We start from the raw sequence: 19248 nt of genomic DNA on the forward strand, positions 1-19248 counted from the left end.
CTATAGAAAAAATAATGTAATTTTACCTGAACTTACGATTTAAGAACGAAGAATTTTAACTAAAAAAGAGTCAACCTATTTCAGTATAATACACTCTTTTAAAAAAGTGGCGAATTCATTCGTCATTCTTGTTCCTTTTGCTACTAATCCCCAATCTCTTGTAACTACTTTATTACTAGTCTCATTGATCCATCTACGGCGAGTTATGTGCAGGAATACTGGTTTGCCTCGGAGTGGAAAGTCTTGAAGAGTAGCCTCTGGAAAGAATCCTTTGGAGCTAAGGTTTTGGTTTTTAAACTCCTTTGGGATTGAATTGTTCTCTGTAAAATAAAAATGAAGCTCTTCGCCTTTGATCTCATGCTTAGTCAGCTCAAAATATTCAATCAAAACTTCAGGTAATAACAAGTTAGCAACAGCTAATAACGAATCAGATAACATACTATAAATTTATAACCAAAGTTCTGAATTTTTAAAATACTCCACAACTTTTGTTCTTGATCCAGGACTTTTATCATGACTCCTTGGTACTTGTGGATATTGTACTTTGTTAAGTAAAGTTTCTTTTTTGTGTTTTTTTTGTCGGTATAGTGTTTTTTATTTTTTGTTTATAGTTCTTTTTTTATTGGTTTTTTTTAAATTAAAGTCGGATTAGTGAATGAAATAGTTTGATTTATAATGCGTTGAAAAGATAATGATTTTTTATTTTTGGTAGAAAAGGTTAGGTCGCAATAAAGAACTAAAAATTAAGTATCAAAAACATGAATAAAAAACAATTTACATCAGTTATGTGTGTCGTGATCATGTGCATTAGTAGCCAATTGGTGAATGCTCAGAAAAAATTTAAACCTACTTGGGAATCTCTGCAAGGATATGAAATTCCAGAATGGTTTAAAGATGCTAAATTCGGAATCTTTATTCATTGGGGACCCACTACTGTGCCAGCACATGGACCTGCAGAATGGTATGGGTTTCAAATGTGGAATGAAGGAGTGGTAGATGCTCTAGGAAATCCAGAAAAAAAACCTTCGAGTTCTTATAAATACCATGTGGAAAATTTTGGAAAACCAGAAGACTTTGGGTACACAAAGTTTATTCCCATGTTTAAAGCAGAAAATTTTGATGCCAAAAAATGGATAGACTTGTTTGAGCAAGCTGGGGCTAAATACATTGTGCCTGTTGGTGAGCATTGCGATGGTTTTGCCATGTATAACTCTAAAGTAACTAGATGGAACTCGGTAGATATGGGGCCTAAAAAAGATATTGTAGGAGAACTTTTTAAAGAAGCTCGTTCTAGAGCGTTAAAGGTTGGAGTATCATCACACTTTGCTTATGGATGGCATTGGTGGACTTACAAAGATAAATTTGAAACGACAGATCCTAAACTAAAAGATTTTTATTGGGATAAGCACAAAAGATGGGAGCCGGCTTCTAGGTCTTATGTAAAACATTTTTACAAACGTACTTCTGATTTAATGAGTCAATATAAGCCAGATTTATTATGGTTTGATTTAGGTTTTAGTGAACCAGCATACGAGAGTACACGAAAGAAGATATTTGCTGAATTTTATAATCAAGGAATAAAAAACAAACAAGAAGTAGTTTTAAATTATAAAAACATTAGATACAAAGGTGCTCCAGACGGAACTGCAGTTTTAGATATAGAAAGCGGAAAGTTAGATAGAATTAGAAAAGAAGCTTGGCAAACAGATATGTCTTTGGGTGGATATAGATGGGGATATACAAATGACTATCAGATGCGAGAGGCAGGAGCTTATATTAACGATTTAATTGATATTGTTAGTAAAAATGGTTGTTTGTTGCTTAATGTGGCTCCAAATAAGCACGGAGAAATTCCATTGCCACAACAAGATATTTTAAAAGAGATAGGAGCTTGGTTAAAGGTAAATGGAGAAGGAATCTACGAAACTCGTCCCTTTGAAGTATTTGGGCAAGGACCTACAAATGCTTCTATGAAGTTACATGGAAATTCTCATGACAAAGGGTTTACTCCTGATGATTTTAGATATACCCAAAAAGGACAAAATGTGTATGCTTTTTGGTTAAAAAAAGATGATCGTAAAGTAGTAACGTTAGATGCTCTTGGTGCTGAAGATAGAATTCTAAATGATGCTATTTTAGACGTTCGTTTGTTAGGATTTGATAAAAGTATAAAATGGATTCAGCAAAAAAATGAATTGGTGATTGAATTGCCTAAAGATTATAAATCAGATAATGCAGTTTGTTTTAAAATTAGATTAAAGGAAAAACCAAGTGATATTTTGGGAGATCAAAAAAGCAGAAAAGACTTTTAAGAACGTATAATTTAAGAATAAAGTAATTCCGTTTTAAAATAAGTTGAACTAAAAACAGCCTATTTTAAAACGGAATTTTAGTTAAATTCAGTATTTAAATCAATTGACCTTTTACTTTTTTAAAGATAGATCCCATTTCACCAGCAATTAATTTAGAGGTGTTTAAATAAATTTCTTTTTCGTTTTCTTTACCATCACCAATTTTAGGATCTATATAGGGTAAGTGAAAACGAGAAGATGCATCTAATATAACAGGACAATTTTCATCGGCATGTCCACAAGTAGTAATGGCAATAAAAGGAGTTTTGTTTACAGGATGTTCTACTTGTTTAGAAAAACCTAAAAGCTCTTTAGAACTTCCGCTATAGCTTATAATATACTTTGGGTTTTTATGGTTAAATTCTTCCAAAACAAATTTAAATCCACAAGTTTCTAAAGCTTTTAGTGTATTGGCATGAAAAGCAGTTTCTGCAGTACCACTAGAAAAACTATCTCCATTTTCTATTTTAAAATATTCCATAGCATAATATGCCCAAACTTGTGCAAACTGACTACGTCTAGAATTGTGAGTGCAAATAAAATTTATATGTACCTTTCCTGTTTTATTGATGGTTTCTGCAATTTTGTTTGCAATATTTTGTAGTAATTTTTCTCTCTGAATATCTAACTTTGTATGGCGGATTGCTTTTTCAAAAACATCTCTCACCGTTGTTTTTTGTAGTAGAGTCATTTGCAATTAGGTATATGTTGTAGGGAACAAATATACAGGTAACATCATAATCATATGTTAATATATAATTAAGTAAAATGAAATTTAAAATTGGGGATAAGGTATTGGTTAAAGATTCCGTTGTTAAAGGCAAGGTTGCTAAATTATTGAAAGACAAAGTATTTGTTTTAGATGAAGATGGGTTTGAACTTCCTTATCAAGAAAGTCAGTTAATTTTAGTTAATATAGAGCAATCTAAGCTGTCTTTGTATACAGATATTAACAATAAAATGTTATTGCAAAAAGAAAGACTGGTAGAAGGTACTAGACGAAGCACAAAAAAATCGAAGCAAGAAAAATATGGTGTTGTTATGGAGGTAGACTTACATGTTGAAAAATTAGTAAAGTCTAAATCGGGAATGTCTAATGCTGATATTTTAAACAAGCAATTAGATACTGCTAATCATAAAGTAAATTTTGCCATTAAAAATAGAATTCCCAAAATTGTATTTATTCACGGTGTAGGAGAGGGGGTTTTAAAAGAAGAGTTGTACAGATTGTTTCATAGATATTCTTTAAGATTTGAGGATGCATCTTATCAAAAATATGGACTGGGAGCTACTGAAGTTACCTTTTAAAAACAACAAAAGCCTAATCAAAATAATGATTAGGCTTTTGTTTGTAAAATGTTAAGACTTATTTAAGCTGTAACGTTTCTATAATGTTATTAATTTTTTGATCTAATTGAGCTTCAACTTCTTGAGCTTGATTGATATTGTTTAACTCACCTTTTACACCAAAGTAAAATTTAATTTTAGGTTCTGTACCACTTGGTCTAACACAAAGTTTAGTTCCATCTTCTGTATGGTATATCAATACATTAGACTTAGGAACGTTTATTGTTGTTTCTTCACCAGTAATTAAGTTTTTTTGAATAGAAGATTCATAATCACATACATACTTAACTTTAGAACCTACAATTTCTTGAAAAGGATTTGCCCTAAAATCAGCAATCATTTGTTGAATTTGAGCAGCACCATCCATTCCTTTTTTGGTAATAGATATTAAAGATTCTTTATAGAATCCGTGTTCCTTATAAATGTCTAATAATTGTTGATAAAGTGTAGTTCCGTTTGCTTTTGCATGAGCTACCATTTCACAAGCCAATAAGCAAGAAGTTACGGCATCTTTATCACGAACAAAATCGCTAATCATGTATCCAAAACTTTCTTCTCCACCTCCTACAAAATCTTTAGTAGGATTGTCTGCAATAGCTTTTCCAATCCACTTAAATCCGGTTAAGGTAATTACGGTTTCTACTCCATAATGATCTGCCAAAACTTTTACCATTTCAGAAGATACAATAGTAGTTGCTGTAAACTGATTTCCGTTTAATTTTCCTGCTGCTTTCTTTTGTTGAATTAAGAAGTCAGTCATTAAAATCATGGTTTGATTTCCGTTTAACAACTTCATGTTTCCGTCTAAATCTCTAACAGCAATTCCTAAACGGTCACTATCAGGATCACATCCCATTAAAATATCAGCATTCACTGCATTTGCCAAATCGGTAGCCATAGCCAATGCTTCTGGCTCTTCTGGATTTGGAGATTTTACCGTTGGAAAGTTTCCATCAGGTTTAGATTGCTCTTCTACTAAATGCACATCGTTAAAACCTGCTTTATCTAATACTTGTGGTACGGACATAATTGAAGTTCCGTGTAAAGCAGTAAAAACTACTTTTACATTGCTTCTATTTACATTTCCAAAAGTTCCGTTTTCAACAGATACTTTGTTAAAAGCGTTGTCTACTTCGGTACCTATATAGGTTAATAAGTTTTCGTTTGCATCAAATTTAATTTGATCAAAAGATACTTTGTTTACTTCGTTTATAATCAATCCATCGTTAGGAGGAGTTATTTGGCAACCATCTGCCCCATAAACTTTGTATCCGTTATATTCTGGTGGATTGTGAGATGCTGTTAATACAATACCTGTATCACATCCTAAATGACGAACTGCAAAAGATAATTCTGGTGTTGTTCTTAAATCATCAAACAAAAAAACTTTAATTCCGTTTGCAGTAAAAACATCGGCAACTATTTTAGCAAACTCCTTACTATTATGTCTACAATCAAAAGCAATTACAGCCTTTAGTTCTTTGTTTGTATTGTTAGCTAATAAAAAGTTAGAAAGTCCTTGAGTAGCTTTACCTAAAGTGTATTTATTAATACGATTAGTACCGGCACCCATTACACCACGCATACCCCCTGTACCAAATTCCATATTCTTGTAGAATCTGTCCGTTAGTTCTTCGGGTGAGTTGTCTATTAGGTTTTGAATTTCTTTTTGTGTGTCTTGGTCAAAGGTTGGAGATAACCATTGTTTAGAAGCTTCTAAAATTTCAGGATTTACCATATGAATTTGCGTTCTGTTAAATTTAGTATTTGGTTTTGGTACTGTAAATATATGGATTGTATGTTATATTTCTTTTTCTATATAATACAAATTACTCGTTTTTTTATTCTTTAAAATCATTTCGCCAATAAAGCCCGCTATAAAAAGTTGAGTTCCTAAAATCATAGTGGTTAACGCTATATAAAAAAGTGGGTTATTGGTAACTAAACTTGCTTTTTGATGATAGTAGAAAACAGTAAAAAGTTTGGATATTCCAATATAAGCCGTAGAAAAGAAACCGATTAGAAACATAAAAGTTCCCATCAATCCAAAAAGATGCATGGGTCTTTTTCCAAATTTAGATAAAAACCACAAAGTGATTAAATCTAAAAATCCGTTGGTAAAACGATCTATTCCAAATTTGGTTTCTCCGTATTTTCTTGCCTGATGTTGTACAGGTTTTTCTCCAATATTTTTAAATCCTACATTTTTTGCTAAAATAGGAATGTATCGATGCATTTCTCCGGTAACATCTATAGATTTTATTACTTTTTGTTGATAGGCTTTTAACCCGCAATTAAAGTCGTTTAATTCTATTCCAGAGGTTTTTCTAGCAGCCCAGTTAAAGAGTTTAGAAGGAATGTTTTTACGAATTTTAGAATCGTATCTTTTTTTCTTCCATCCGCTTACCAAATCATAATTTTGCTGAGTAACCATAGTGTACAAGTCTGGAATTTCTTCGGGACTGTCTTGTAAATCTGCATCCATGGTAATAATAACATCACCTTTTGCTTTTTTAAATCCTGCATTTAACCCCTGCGATTTTCCAAAGTTTTTTAAAAACTTGATTCCCTTTACGTTTGGATTTTTAGCCTGTAAATTGGCAATAATCTCCCAAGAAGCATCAGAACTTCCATCATCGACAAAAATAAGTTCGTAACTATAGTTGTTTTTTTCCATTACAGCTACAATCCACTTGTGCAACTCTGGCAAAGAATCTGCTTCGTTTAATAACGGAATGACTATAGAAATTTGCATAAAAGACTTATTTATTTCGAACAAATATAGCAGTTATAACCGCAGAAAGAAAACCAATAAACAAATTGATGGCAATACTAAATAAAATAGTTCCTGGTAAAAAGGCATTTCTAGACAATTGAATAGCATTGTTTAAATCTTCTTCATTCTTAAATTGTCCTGATGCAATTGAACGTTCTCTATTCATTTGCTCAAACTCAGCCAAGGTATTAGGTTCTATGCTGTAAATAAACAATAAAGAATATGCTATATAAACTAAGGCAGTTAACAAACCAATAATTAATCCGGGTTTGATTATTTGTCCAAAACTGGTAAATGTTGCATGTTTTTTTAAATAGTTTAGGGCAATAACCACCATTACTACAGGAATGATTAATCCTATTAAAGAAAAAACGGAATTACGTTCTCCAATATATGGATTTGTTTGTGTAAGAGTGTTGATGATTACTTCATTTAAAACTAATAAAAGTCCGGATAGTATTCCGAATTTTAAAACAGGTTTTATACTAAAAAATGAATTCATTGGAGTTTGTTCTATTTAAAATTTAAGCGCAAATATAGGTATTTATTGTGCTAAAGTGTAGTCTTAGAGTAAGATGAATTGAATGTTAAAAAATGATGTGGTAAATGTTGTGAGAATTGTAATAAGGTTGTAAATTTGCTGCCGGGCAAGTCCTGCACAACTAGCTCCCTTGGAATCCCCCAGGGCGGGAACGCAGCAAGGGTACTTGGTTGAGCGGTGTGATGTAGGCAGCTTGCCCTTTTTTATAAGACAATTAGTATGTTTATTTTACATAAAAACCCAACTATTTAATAGTTGGGTTTTGTGTTTTATAAATATGTGTTTGCTTTGTTATTTAACGACTGATATTTTTTTTGTAATTGTTCCGTTTGTAGAAGATAATGAAATAATATAGATTCCAGTTTTTAAGAAATCAGTATTAATAGTGTTTGTAGTACCAACAATAAGTTCTTTTTCTAATAGTGTTGTTCCATAAAAATCAATAACTCTTAAATAAGCTTCTTTAGCTTTATTATATACATCAATGGTTAAATCTTTATCCGACTTTGTAAATTCAGGAAAATCTAATTTAATAGCTTCTTGATTATTTACTTGATTAGAATTACTACTCGCTTTGGTAGAATATATCAATTTATTATAATCAATATTGGTGGTGTTTACAAAAGGATTTCCGTGAGTTTGAGAAGTTACATTAGGTTCGTATTTATCTGCACCTCTGTAAATTTTATTTCCTAGATTACAACGTGGAGTACCGCTAAAGGCATTATTGGCTACATTATTGTTATAAACATAATTATCTCTAACAGAAGGTGCGTGTTGTGTAGACCAGGGTCCCATAACCACATATCTTCTTCCTGCAGATCCACTTAAATATGAGGGCAGTGTAATTCTGTTTCCTTCTATTAAGTTGTTTCCTTCGTCTGCATTGTGAAAATTAACATCTCCATAAATATCATTATCATATACTACATTGTATTCACAATATTCTCTTTGTAGTGCAAAATGTCTTAAACCCCTAAACTCAGAACTGTAAACCAAACAGTCTGGACTTTGAATTGCAAAATAACAACTACCTCCACCACCTTTGTTCCAACAACCATCAGTATATAAATCTCTAAAAGAGTGATGGCTACCCGACCAAGTAGAAACGGGACTGTTTCCAGAATTTATAATATGAACATTGTCCATATAGCAGTTTTTTGATCGAACAATTTCTACGGTTTTTGCATTGTAACTTGGTTTTGCATTTGTCATTAAGGCATCATTAGGATCTCCTTTAGTTCCCCAAAAACGAAGGTTTTTTAAACCAGAAGTTTGGGAATTAGAATTGTTAAGATCTTTAAAAGAAACCACACTACCACTATTCACCTCAACTCTTAAAATGGTATTGGTAGCACCTTCTCCAATAACACTGACTCCTTTTTTCATGTGAATCGTATTTTTAATGGTATATGTACCTTGTCTAATTCTAACAAGACCACCAGCACCACCACTTTCTGTAACCACTTTATCAATTGCAGTTTGTATTGCTGCCGAAGCATCTAAATTAGTGTTAGAAAAAGGAAGTACTTGCTCGTAACCATTTCCTGTTTTTCTAATACCATTTATAACTCCTGCATTTGCCCATCTTTGACGTTTTGATTGAAAGTTAGTAATATTTACATTCACAGTATTAGAGCTATCAAATTCTCTTTCTCCATCACCAATTCGGTTTTGAGAGTACGTTATATTACTAAATGATAGAATAATTATAAGAAACAGTTTTTTCATTGTATATATTTTTAATTCGTTATTCGGATTTCAGTTTTAAAGGATGTATAAATCTTTCTTAATCTGAAAAGACATTCATTATTGCACAACTATTTTTTTGGTCAAAATACCATTACTGCTAGAGGTAATTTTTAAAATATAAATTCCTTTGGCAAAGTTTTTTACATTAATAGAAGTTGTTTCTTTACTGCTGTAAATAGATTTACTGGTTATATCTATAATATCAATATTGGCTATATCAATATTTTTTAAATTGTTGATGTGAATTTGATCGGTAACAGGATTTGGGTAGATTGAAAAAGATTCTTTTCCTAATCTAGAAGCTGATAAAGAAGCATCAGAAAAAAACTTCACATCGCTAATACTCCAGTTTCCATTTCGGTTACTAGAACCACTAAAAGCACCCTCGTTATGAAATTCAAACTGAAAAGCCAACGTAAATTTATCAGCACCGGTATCACCAATATAGGCAGATAAGTCTAATGTGGTTAATGTCCAGTTCCCATCGTTTCCAAAACTAGCATTTGCCGTTTTTACAGCTGTAGTAATATCAACAAACTCTCCAGAACCACCACCTTCTACAGGAGTTGTTCCATCGGTATAGTTTTTAGCAATTAACACTTTAAAAGGATCGTTGTTTACACCTTCATGATATTGTTTTCTAGTAGCAAAAGAAACAAATAAGTTAGACAAACTAGAAATGTCAAAAGCATCCATTACAGCCCAGGCAACACCTTCATAATTTTCTCCTGCTAGGTTTCCCGTTAGCTTAATACTTCTTGGCTGTCTGGTATCTGTTCTAGCTCCATAATTGTTGGTGGGTCTTGTGTATCCTAATAGACTTGTACCTGGCTCTGTATTTTCATCGCTAGGAATCCCTTCAACTCTGGTAATAAAAGTCCCCAATCCTTTAGTGTCAGGATCATAAGTTGCAAAACCTGTGTATCCAGAATTTCCAGCATATCTAAAATCATCGTAATAATGAATGGTTTCTTGAGCTTTTGTTGTAAACGTACCTAATAGAATTAGAGCAATTAACAAAGTAAAATTTTTCATAATGTATATATAGTTTTTTGATTAGTTAAGTGTAAAACTATTTATAGTCATGCTTAAAAATAGGGGGAATAAAGTGCTTTTAGGAGGGGGGAATTATTCTTTAGGTAGGATTAATACTAAGTTTATAGTCATTTATTGATAAAACCTAAATTTTAGTGATGAGGTATTAATAAATCTGAACTTTTCTTTTAAAGACTTTTCCTGATTGTGTACTTACAATCAGGAAATAAATGCCTGTATTTAAAAACTTGACAGGAATTGGTGTCGTGTCTTTTTGACGATGCATAGTTTTGCCAAGAATATTTACCACAGCAATCTCTTTTGCTTTTAATGTGGAATTAAGAGCAATATTTATAAAATCATCACTTGGGTTTGGATATACGTTCACAAGACTTTCGTCTTTTTCAGTAGGTTGGGGAGCAGAAGCTGTTTCTCTTTTAATAAGTTTTAAATCTACTGGCAAACCATCTTTACAACTAAGGTGAATTGTAGTTGTTGTATCTTCATTTGTTAAGGTTGTGTTTTCTGAATTGGAATTTTTTAATTCCCAGTTACCATTCAATACAAGAGAAATTGTTACCGGTTGGCTTCCATTATCTCCATCAAAATTTAAATCAGGATTTACTACAGATACATTTAGGTTTGTTCCTGTTTGCTCCGTCATTACCAAACAAGGTTGGTTGTTAGATTGTAGTGGGGTTTCACTTCCGTAATTTCCTGCTCCAAACAAAGCATATCCATGCATATTGTTGTAGTGAACAATGTGTGCAGTTTCATTTTTTTGAATAACGGTATAAATAGCCGTATTTGTATTCTGCATTTTGGTGTTCAAATCAATCATTTCTGTCTGATTTGTTTTAGGAACAATCACATATTCATACTCCTGATTATTAGGATTCGTTCCGTGGTCTATATACGCTGAAGCAAAATTTCCTGTGGTAGTTCCACCTTTTCCGTTTTCGTTAGGAGAGATTTGGTTTTGTCTATCAATATTAATTTGCTGATTATTTTTTACATAATAACCAGTACCGTAAGCATCTAACAACCAATGGTGAGTTGTGTTGTCTAAAGTAGCTTGATAAGGAAAACTAGTTGTAGAATTGGTATCAACCACAATGGCATCATTTTTACTGTTTAACTGATTTTGAAATAGCGTAGTTACCGTTTTGTTAGTACCCTCATTATTGTTGATGTTAGAACCCAAACAAATTAATTTTCCATCAAAAGCAAAAACAGATTTTTTGAAAGTAAAACTTGGATTGTGGCTAGCCGTGATGGCATTTTGTGTAAAATCCATCCCAAACATTCCATAAGTACCTTCTAATTTTTCTTCTATATAATAATCAGTTTTCTTCCCAAAACGAAGAGCTGCAGCAAAATTAGCCTCTGTTTTTTCATCTTGTCTGCTTTTAGAAGCTTTTAAATCCTCAAAAGGCAAAACAATAGTAGTGGCTCCAGGAGTTAGGTTCCAGTTCCATCCATTTTTATGGGTTCCAGAAGCATCTTGTCCGTCTTTGTAAATAATTTCTACAGAGCCGTAACTTTGGTAACGTCCGTACCTGTTGTCTGATCCATAAATTTCTGTTCCCCAAAAATATTTGTTAAAACCTTTAATTCCGGCCAGCCAATCGTCTTGTCTGTACGTTCCTAAATTGGCAAAGTTTATCTGCCAAAAACCGTTGGGTGGAGTTTCGGTTGCGTACTGGTTGGTTTGATTATTTCCTCCCGTAATATAATTATAAGCACCTATCAAATCGGTATCAACAGGATGGTACATTCCTAAATCTTTATAAGCGTTGCTAATGGAAATAGCGTTCATAGGAGAACGACCCGACAAGCCGTTAGGAAACGTATTCTGATTCATGTTGATACGAGCAACTTGTAATATTTTTTTTAAAGTATCTCTTTTGTCTTCAGACACTGCATAGCTACTTCCTGAAAGTAAATTCAATGCTTCGGCTACACTTTTATAAGCTCCAAAAGCATATTGTGGATAATACACATTGTGATGAAAAGCAGTATAATCTACCTTTAAACCTTCTCCTTCTTTAGCATAAAGACTCAACCAATTGTGAAAATAATGTTGCAATCCTTTAAGATATTGTACCCTTTCGGCATCGGTGTCTTTGTTTAGGCAAGCACCTAAAAGTGTTACAGATCTTGTCAACCCATCATCAATATTGCTAAGGTGAGCAGTAGGATGCCAAATAATATCTATAGCCGTTAACCATTCTGCCATTTTTTGAGCTGGATTCCATAAGTTGGCGGCAACCAATTCCTCTCTCATTAAATGTACAGATTTTATAACGTTTCTACATCGGTAACCTACATGGTGCAAGGTTTCTAAACAGCTACCATCTGCATATCCTTGATCTAATAAATAACGGATGGTGTTTACATAATAAGTAAGACTGCTAGCGTTGTTTTTGTGTTTGTAATCTCTTGCCAAGGTGTAAATAAAATCATCTACAACAGCAATAGAATTGGCATCAGAATAATCGGTTCCAAAAAGTGGTTTTCCTGTAACAATACCATCTACATACTTTATTTCTTGATGATTGTAGGCACTTACAGCACTATTTACAGCAGAGTTTCCTGGTGCATTGCCAAGGATAGCATTGGTGTAAGCATTTTTCACTTTGGTTAAATCGTTTATTTCTTGAGTTGTAGGAGTGGTTAAGCTAATGGTTTTTGGTAGGGATTGAAAATACATCATGTCTGACCAATGTTTACCATTGTCTGCATTTAAATACGGAAGTTGATAATCTGGAGAACGATACGTATTTCTAGCCATAGTGTAATCCACGTAATCAAAAAAGAAAGTACCAGTGCCGGTGTTGGGAGCTTTTATTTTTAAGGTGGTAATGTTAGTGGATGTTTTATTTCCAGACATTTCGTGCTTGTAACTAGCTGATGCAGCTCTCCAACCCGAAAAATTCACATAAAAATCATAGTAAAATTGTTTGGTTCCTGTGTTGTCATAAAACTCAACTTCTAATTTCTGATTGGGTAAAGCATTGGTGTTGTAAACCCACATTCTAAACATGTTTTCATAATATCCAAGTACTTCAGATGGAGTCAAACCTTTATTCTGCAAGTTAGAAATCGTTAAAACATCATTTGCATTCCAGTTCCATTGCAAGCATTTTTTGTTGTGTTTGTAATGTAGGGTTGATATGGCTAAATTTCCAGTGGCTGCATTCCAATTGCTAGGAACTGTAGAAACTTCAAAAGATTGATCTTGCGATTTTGCCACCAAAGAAATTAGCAAAGCAAGCAAAAAACTATAAGTCTTCATAAGGTAAAGTTTTAGTTGTTTTTATTGAGCGTTTAATCGTAGCTCTAATTGAGTTTGGTACAAAGGAACCATCGGTTTTTTAGAGTTTAAACCTTCTACATAAATCCATTCATCAGCACGATTTTTGTCTTGATGTTCAATGGTTAATAAGTGGTTTTCCTTTTTAGAATGCACTCCAATTACATTACTTCTTAAATATTGTTTGTGGCAATCTATATGCATTTTATTTTTAAATTTTATAGGATCTCTCCAAATCCAACTAGAAAATAACTCGTTGTAATTGTCATCTTTCCAACCGTCTAATTCTACATTCCAAAACGTGTTGTATTCTCCAGAATGTGGAATGTTTTGTGGGGCACCACCACCTGCAATTTTTTCTATATTTTGAATGTTTTCAAACAAATTGTACATAGGCGGACAAAAACCAGCATCGGCCATTCCGTGTAAATCTATGGTTGATGGATATTTGTAAGAAATGTTTCTATATACGTTTCCAAAAGAGCAACCTTCTAATCCAGGACCGTGAGTCATTTTAGCATCTACTTGAATGTTTTGTACCAAGTTGTCTGAGGAATGATACATTTTAGGCGAATAATGCCCTGCTTTTCCTGTAATGTGAATGTCTTGAATGGTAACATTTCTACTGTTTACCAAATGTGTGGTTTGTGTGTAATTGTGTATGTGTATGTCTTTGATCCATCCGTGAGAAACTCTGTGTAAATTAATAGCTCCCCAACCATAATCCATTTCTCTGTTTTGATGGTGTTTGTATTCCCCATCCCAAGCAGAACTAAATTTAAAATGTTCTACACCAATATTTGTTAGCATGGGAAACAATGCAATACTTGGGTTGTATTTTAAATCAATTTTTCTTCTAGTAGGTTGTTTTAAAAGTAGATGATGTTCGTCTAGAATTTGATCAATTTCTACGGACCACTGAAAAGATTTGGCTTTTTCTTTACCTGCATTTAAATAATTAACTTGAAAAGGTTCAAAAGTTAAAGGATGCATTAAATCTTGCATTAAATTTCCATCATCTGTCGTATTTTGTAGGGCAACTATAATTACATCTTTGGGATGTAATCCTTTTGTAGAGGCTACGGTTAAAATTTTAGTCCCTGCATTTACTGCTTCGGTAATGGTTGAGGTGGTTGTTAAATCTTCAAAATTATAAAAACTGTGAGTGTCTTGTAAATTTAGTCCAGAATGAAACACAAAAGGAGACAACCAAGGACTGTCCTCTTCTGCTTGATGTGTGGATGAACCACTAAAAATAACGGTACCATCATCCTTAGAACCAGAACCTCTTAATATAATATTGCTGTAGTTTATGTGTACAATTTGGGTCTGTGTAGTGTCTAAGTTTACATGAAAAGTTCCTTTGGGAAAAAACACAATTCCACCACCGTTTTTACCTGCAGTTTCTATGGTTGTGTTAATGGCTTGCGTGTCGTCTTTACCATCATTAGGAACGGCTCCAAAATCGGTTACGTTGTAGTTGGTGCTATGTATGTTGGGAATTGGTTTTTCGCCATAGGCATAACCCGCATAAGAATAATCGGGGAGGTTAGAGGCAATTCCTTTTTGTTTAAACTCCTTTAGCAAGTTAGGTTCCCACAATTTTTCTGTTTGCTGACAAGACCAAAGCAGCACAAAACAAACAAGGTAAAGAGGATTGGTTTTCATAATAATCTAGATTGATGATTAAAATTCCCTTACCTAAATAATATAACATCAAAAGATAAGGGAATTAAAAAGAGAGAAATTCTTTAGGAGCAAATTCTAATAAGGAATTAACTCGCTATATTTTTTTGTTTGAAACCAAGGGTCGTTTGTTTTTTCTAACAACGTAGCTAGTGTTCCTAACAATTTTTTACATGTTTTTGGAGCTTCATTCATGGTTATTTTGTGTAGCTGGTAAGGATCTTTTTCGTTGTCGTAGAAAAAGACTTGTTTAATGCTTTTCCCTTTCTTTTTATCCCATTGTTTTTTGTTTTCTTCTACACAAAACGTATACCTGTCTGTTTGTACACCTCTTGAATTTCCTAACATAATTAAAGCAGCTTCTGGCTTTTTAAGATTTGTTTTTTCATCTTTTAGAATAGGAGCGTAGTTGGTTCCTTCAATACTTGTAGGAATTTGATTATTGATTCCAGCCAACCCCATAGCGGTTGGTAACACATCAGGAGCACTTAAAATAATGTCTTCAATACCAGGTTTTAAACCTTTTGGCCAGTGCACAATAAACGGAATAGCTAAAGATTCTAATTGCACTACATTTTTACCTGTTTTACCATGGCTACCTAACATTTCTCCATGATCTGAACTAAAAATTACAATGGTATTGTCTAGCTCTCCACTTTTTTCCAATTCATCCAACACCAAACCAATGTAATGGTCAGAACTAGTCACGTTTGCGTAGTAATGACGAGCATATTTTGCAACTTCCTTGTCAGCATTTTTACGCACTAACAAATCGTCATTAATGGTTGGAAATTTATCTTTGTCATAATTTTCTCTTAAAACCTCCATGTCTGTGTTTTCATCATCCCAAGGATTGTGAGGAGGGTTCATTGCCCAAATCATACAAAAAGGTTTAGAAGTATCTCTGTGTTTGTCTTGGTTTTTTAGGTAATTGATTATGATGTTGGCTTCGTTTTTAGGAGAAAATATTTTAGGCAAATGCAATTCTCCATCTTTTTTACCCTCAATCACACTAGGGTCGTTAGAATAAATATGAGGATTATAATGTTCGTCTTTTAATGCCTGATAAAAATACTCTATTCCGTGTCTTTGATCACTAGGAATATAAGTATCGTATTTGTTTACATGATGTCCGCCTGGAGCTTTGGTTGTTCCTACATAATTTCCTTTTTCATCAAACAAAGGATCGTTTTTTAACCAGTGACATTTCCCAATGTATGCCGTGTTGTACCCTGCTTCTAAAAATAAGGATGGAATGGTTGGAATATCCTTCTTTAAGCTATGTTCTCTCCCTACTTTACAATTGTTCCAAATTCCGTTTTGCTCTGGATACATACCCGACATTAACATTCCTCGGTAGGGACTACATAACGGAAAGTTACTAATGGCTTTGGTAAATACAACTCCGTTTTTAGCCAATTTGTCTATGTTGGGAGTAATTACAGGATCCGTTTTTCCATAAGCCAAACTCTTGTAAGGTTCTTCTGACCAAAAGCCTGCAGAATATCTCCTTAGCTGATCTGGAAAAATAATTAAGACATTGGGTTTTTTTTGATCCTTGTTTTTTTCTTTTTGTTGAGCACATGAAAGAAGGCTCATAAGGCTGAAAAAAGTTAAAGCTATATTTTTGATAGATTTCATTTTAAGTTTTTTTGTGATTATTTGTATGCATGCATCCAATTAGGAAGTTTGCCCAAACGTAATTTTAGTTGTTCTTCAAACAAAGATTCTGGTTGCACAGGAGTTCCTATACTTTCTGCAATCTGAACTTCATCGGTTTTAAAAGTAGTTCCTGCTCCATGGAACCCTACAATAATAGGAGGAACAATTCTCCAAAACCAAGTATCGGTTGCTACAAAACGGAAGTCTTTTTCAGCTTCGTCAGTTTCTTTATAGTTCCATAAGACCAAATATCGTCCGTGGTTGGGCAAGCTCTGTCTTGCTCCACCAGCTCTACCCGCAAAAAAGCCACCCTCTACATTGTCAAACAAAGTACATCTTGGTTGAGAAGCGTGAGATTCAAAAGAAGTATGTGCAGGATATTTACACCTCCAAATTACGGTTCCCGTAGTGCTACCACCACCTACACCTACCGCATGATGCATTCCTGCAGTATCGGTAATTTTGGCTAATAAAATACCGGTAGAACCACCACCTGCATGTACGGAGTTATGGCCAATAGTTCCTGTCACTTTTATATTGATAGCAGTACAATAAGCCGATTGAGAAAATCCAGCAGCACGACTTACATTTTTAAACGTACAATTTCTAATCCATGAGTTTACAGTTCTAGAAAGACTTAAAATAGTCCAACCCCCATCGTCTTCAGCAGATCTATGATGTACAAAATCTTTGGTCCAGTTTCCTTCAAAACGAATGTTCTCAAAACCAATATTTTTAAGATGTCCGTACTTGTGAATTTCCCAGTTGTGTTTTGCTTTTACATCGTAATGAATAGGCTCTACAAAAGTGATAACATTTCCATCTACCTTAGCAACTTGATGTCTTTCATTTACCTGAACTCCTTTGTTTACAATTTTAGTCCATTCAGGTTGTACCTCTAAAGGTTTGGTATCATAAGCAATTAAATCTTTGCTGTTGTTTACTACTTTTAGGATTACCCAATCTCCTGTTTTAATGTTAGAAGCATCTTTCACAGTAACCTTATGGGTTTCTCTACTGCTATTGGAAACCACAGTAGTTAATAGTTTGTCTCCTTTTTTAGATTTGGCCTCTAAAGCACTAGGAGAACTGTATATTTTTTTAGGATCTTTAGGAGGTAAATTTTTTTCAAAAAATAAAACAGTTCCATTTTCACCATCTCCCTCCCCACGCAATACGATATTAGAAGAATTGATGGAAATAGTGCTAATATCATCACTAGCTGTATTGATGTAGTACTTTCCTTTTGGAAAAAAAACAATTCCTTTTTTGTTTTTTTGAGCAGCAGCAATGGCTTTTTTAACGGCTTCTTTGTCAGATTTTGCATCATTAGGAATGGCTCCAAAATCTAAAACATTAAATATTTTATGATTGACATCTGGAATGGCTTCTTGACTGTATTTGTAACCTGCGTATGAAAAATTAGGTAAAACAGCTTCTGTATTATTTTCTTGAGCGGTAACATAATTGTTCCATACACTAGATTCCTTCTTTTGAGCGGCTAAAGAAAGTGTGCAAAAAGCCAATGTTTTTAGAATGAAATGACGTTTGTTCATGTCTTAGTTGTTTAAATTCTGAAGTCTATACAAGGCTTCAAGATAGTAATAGTCCGCATAATTTAAAGGCACATCAATCTCGTTATTATGAGGAATACTACCTGTGCTATGTTTTAATAAAAAATGTTTGTTTTCTCCTGGTTTTGCAAAATAGGCATTGCTAGAAAGAGAAGTCATTATTTTATCAATATTAGATTTGTAGTCATGATTGCTATAACCGTTTAGCTCAATTAAAGCAGAAACTGTTACGGCAGCCGCAGAAGCATCTCTAGGTTCGTTAGGAATGTTAGCTGCGTTGTAATCCCAATATGGAATTCCGTCCTCTGGTGTTCCTTTATAGGTTAAAATATAGTTGGCAATTTTTTGAGCCATATTCAAGTATTTTTCATCTTGCGTATATCTATAACAAAGGGTGTAACCATACAATCCCCAAGCTTGACCACGAGCCCAAGAACTTTCGTGCGCAAAACCTTGCGCGGTGTGTTTGTTTCTTACTTCTCCAGTTTCTGGATCGTAATCAATTACGTGATATGAACTGTTATCATCTCTATAATGGTTTTTTAACGTGGTGTCTGCATGTGCAATGGCAATGTTTTTAAAAGTATCATCACCAGTAAGTTTAGAAACTTCAAAAAGCAATTCTAAATTCATCATATTGTCAATAATTACAGGATATTTCCAACCTCTTTCTGCTTGCCATCCTCTGTGTACATCCCAACTTTTAATACAGCCTACATTTGGATTAAAACGTGTGATTAATGCATTGGCAGCATCTATCATTACTTGTTTGTATTCTTCATTGTTGGTCATTCTGTATCCGTTTCCGTAAGAACAGTTAAAAACAAAACCTAAATCGTGGTTGGTGGTAATGTCTTTATGTTCTTTAAACAAACTCTGAAATTGAATAGCATTTTCTTTCCATTTAGGGTCTTGTGTTAATCCATACAAATACCAACAAGAACCAGGAAAAAAACCTTCTGTCCAGTCGAACTTTTTTTCGTGCGTAAAATGCATTTCTCCGTTAGCTTCCAAAGTTCTTGGAAGTCTATTGGCTTTTTTTGCATCTGTTGTTAATAGAGAAAATTGTTGTTCTGACAATTGAACCTGTTTAGGAATATCAACTCCTTTGTTTTGTTTTGGTTGACAGGCAAACAAAAGCCCTACCGCTAATGTTGCTGAGATTATTTTTCTTTTAATTTTCATATAAATGTATTTGTTGGTATTAT

Annotated in this window: 14 protein-coding genes and 1 other RNA gene; 3 read left to right on the forward strand and 12 right to left on the reverse strand. The window is 33.5% G+C overall.

The window, feature by feature from the left end; translation table 11 throughout:
- Positions 1 to 75: 75 nt before the first annotated feature.
- Positions 76 to 438: an ISAon1 family transposase N-terminal region protein gene (locus tag FHR24_RS14595; protein ID WP_167190626.1), complete on the reverse strand. Its 363-nt coding sequence runs from the start codon at positions 436 to 438 to the stop codon at positions 76 to 78.
- A gap of 320 nt (positions 439 to 758) precedes the next feature.
- Here FHR24_RS14595 and FHR24_RS14600 point away from each other — a divergent pair, with 320 nt between their 5' ends.
- A complete protein-coding gene (locus FHR24_RS14600; RefSeq protein ID WP_167190629.1) occupies positions 759 to 2312 on the forward strand; it encodes an alpha-L-fucosidase in 1554 nt (517 codons plus the stop codon).
- Between the two features lie 94 nt (positions 2313 to 2406).
- On the opposite strand, the gene FHR24_RS14605 is transcribed toward FHR24_RS14600, so the two are convergent.
- Positions 2407 to 3042 (reverse strand): low molecular weight phosphatase family protein, encoded by a 636-nt coding sequence (locus FHR24_RS14605; RefSeq protein WP_167190632.1) that lies wholly within the window; start codon positions 3040 to 3042, stop codon positions 2407 to 2409.
- Between the two features lie 77 nt (positions 3043 to 3119).
- Here FHR24_RS14605 and FHR24_RS14610 point away from each other — a divergent pair, with 77 nt between their 5' ends.
- On the forward strand, positions 3120 to 3659 hold the full coding sequence (locus FHR24_RS14610) for a DNA mismatch repair protein MutS (RefSeq protein WP_167190635.1): 540 nt from the start codon (positions 3120 to 3122) through the stop codon (positions 3657 to 3659).
- A gap of 58 nt (positions 3660 to 3717) precedes the next feature.
- Here the strand turns inward: FHR24_RS14610 and FHR24_RS14615 are convergent, their stop codons facing one another.
- The 3 genes from FHR24_RS14615 to FHR24_RS14625 form a co-directional block, all read right to left on the reverse strand.
- Positions 3718 to 5436 (reverse strand): phospho-sugar mutase, encoded by a 1719-nt coding sequence (locus FHR24_RS14615; RefSeq protein WP_167190637.1) that lies wholly within the window; start codon positions 5434 to 5436, stop codon positions 3718 to 3720.
- A gap of 63 nt (positions 5437 to 5499) precedes the next feature.
- The gene (locus FHR24_RS14620; RefSeq protein ID WP_167190641.1) at positions 5500 to 6453 is read right to left on the reverse strand and encodes a glycosyltransferase family 2 protein; all 954 of its coding nucleotides are present in this window, start codon (positions 6451 to 6453) and stop codon (positions 5500 to 5502) included.
- A gap of 7 nt (positions 6454 to 6460) precedes the next feature.
- A complete protein-coding gene (locus FHR24_RS14625) occupies positions 6461 to 6976 on the reverse strand; it encodes a DUF4199 domain-containing protein (RefSeq protein ID WP_167190644.1) in 516 nt (171 codons plus the stop codon).
- A 143-nt stretch (positions 6977 to 7119) separates the two neighbouring features.
- Here FHR24_RS14625 and ffs point away from each other — a divergent pair.
- Positions 7120 to 7217: signal recognition particle sRNA small type (gene ffs, locus FHR24_RS14630), an RNA gene on the forward strand.
- Between the two features lie 89 nt (positions 7218 to 7306).
- Here the strand turns inward: ffs and FHR24_RS14635 are convergent.
- The 7 genes from FHR24_RS14635 to FHR24_RS14665 all read right to left on the reverse strand — a co-directional run bounded on the left by FHR24_RS14635 (position 7307) and on the right by FHR24_RS14665 (position 19225).
- Positions 7307 to 8746: a glycosyl hydrolase family 28-related protein gene (locus FHR24_RS14635; protein WP_167190647.1), complete on the reverse strand. Its 1440-nt coding sequence runs from the start codon at positions 8744 to 8746 to the stop codon at positions 7307 to 7309.
- A gap of 78 nt (positions 8747 to 8824) precedes the next feature.
- The gene (locus FHR24_RS14640; protein WP_167190650.1) at positions 8825 to 9802 is read right to left on the reverse strand and encodes a T9SS type A sorting domain-containing protein; all 978 of its coding nucleotides are present in this window, start codon (positions 9800 to 9802) and stop codon (positions 8825 to 8827) included.
- 166 nt (positions 9803 to 9968) lie between these two features.
- The gene (locus tag FHR24_RS14645) at positions 9969 to 13100 is read right to left on the reverse strand and encodes a chondroitinase family polysaccharide lyase (protein WP_167190653.1); all 3132 of its coding nucleotides are present in this window, start codon (positions 13098 to 13100) and stop codon (positions 9969 to 9971) included.
- Positions 13101 to 13121: 21 nt separating this feature from the next.
- A complete protein-coding gene (locus FHR24_RS14650) occupies positions 13122 to 14786 on the reverse strand; it encodes a glycosyl hydrolase family 28-related protein (RefSeq protein ID WP_167190656.1) in 1665 nt (554 codons plus the stop codon).
- 96 nt (positions 14787 to 14882) lie between these two features.
- Complete coding sequence (locus FHR24_RS14655) at positions 14883 to 16403, reverse strand: sulfatase family protein (RefSeq protein WP_243846566.1); 1521 nt, start codon at positions 16401 to 16403, stop codon at positions 14883 to 14885.
- A 59-nt stretch (positions 16404 to 16462) separates the two neighbouring features.
- Complete coding sequence (locus FHR24_RS14660) at positions 16463 to 18022, reverse strand: DUF4955 domain-containing protein (protein WP_167190662.1); 1560 nt, start codon at positions 18020 to 18022, stop codon at positions 16463 to 16465.
- Between the two features lie 3 nt (positions 18023 to 18025).
- The gene (locus tag FHR24_RS14665; RefSeq protein WP_167190665.1) at positions 18026 to 19225 is read right to left on the reverse strand and encodes a glycoside hydrolase family 88 protein; all 1200 of its coding nucleotides are present in this window, start codon (positions 19223 to 19225) and stop codon (positions 18026 to 18028) included.
- Positions 19226 to 19248 lie beyond the last annotated feature (23 nt).

It is taken from the genome of Wenyingzhuangia heitensis (assembly GCF_011762155.1).
Lineage (GTDB): Bacteria > Bacteroidota > Bacteroidia > Flavobacteriales > Flavobacteriaceae > Wenyingzhuangia > Wenyingzhuangia heitensis.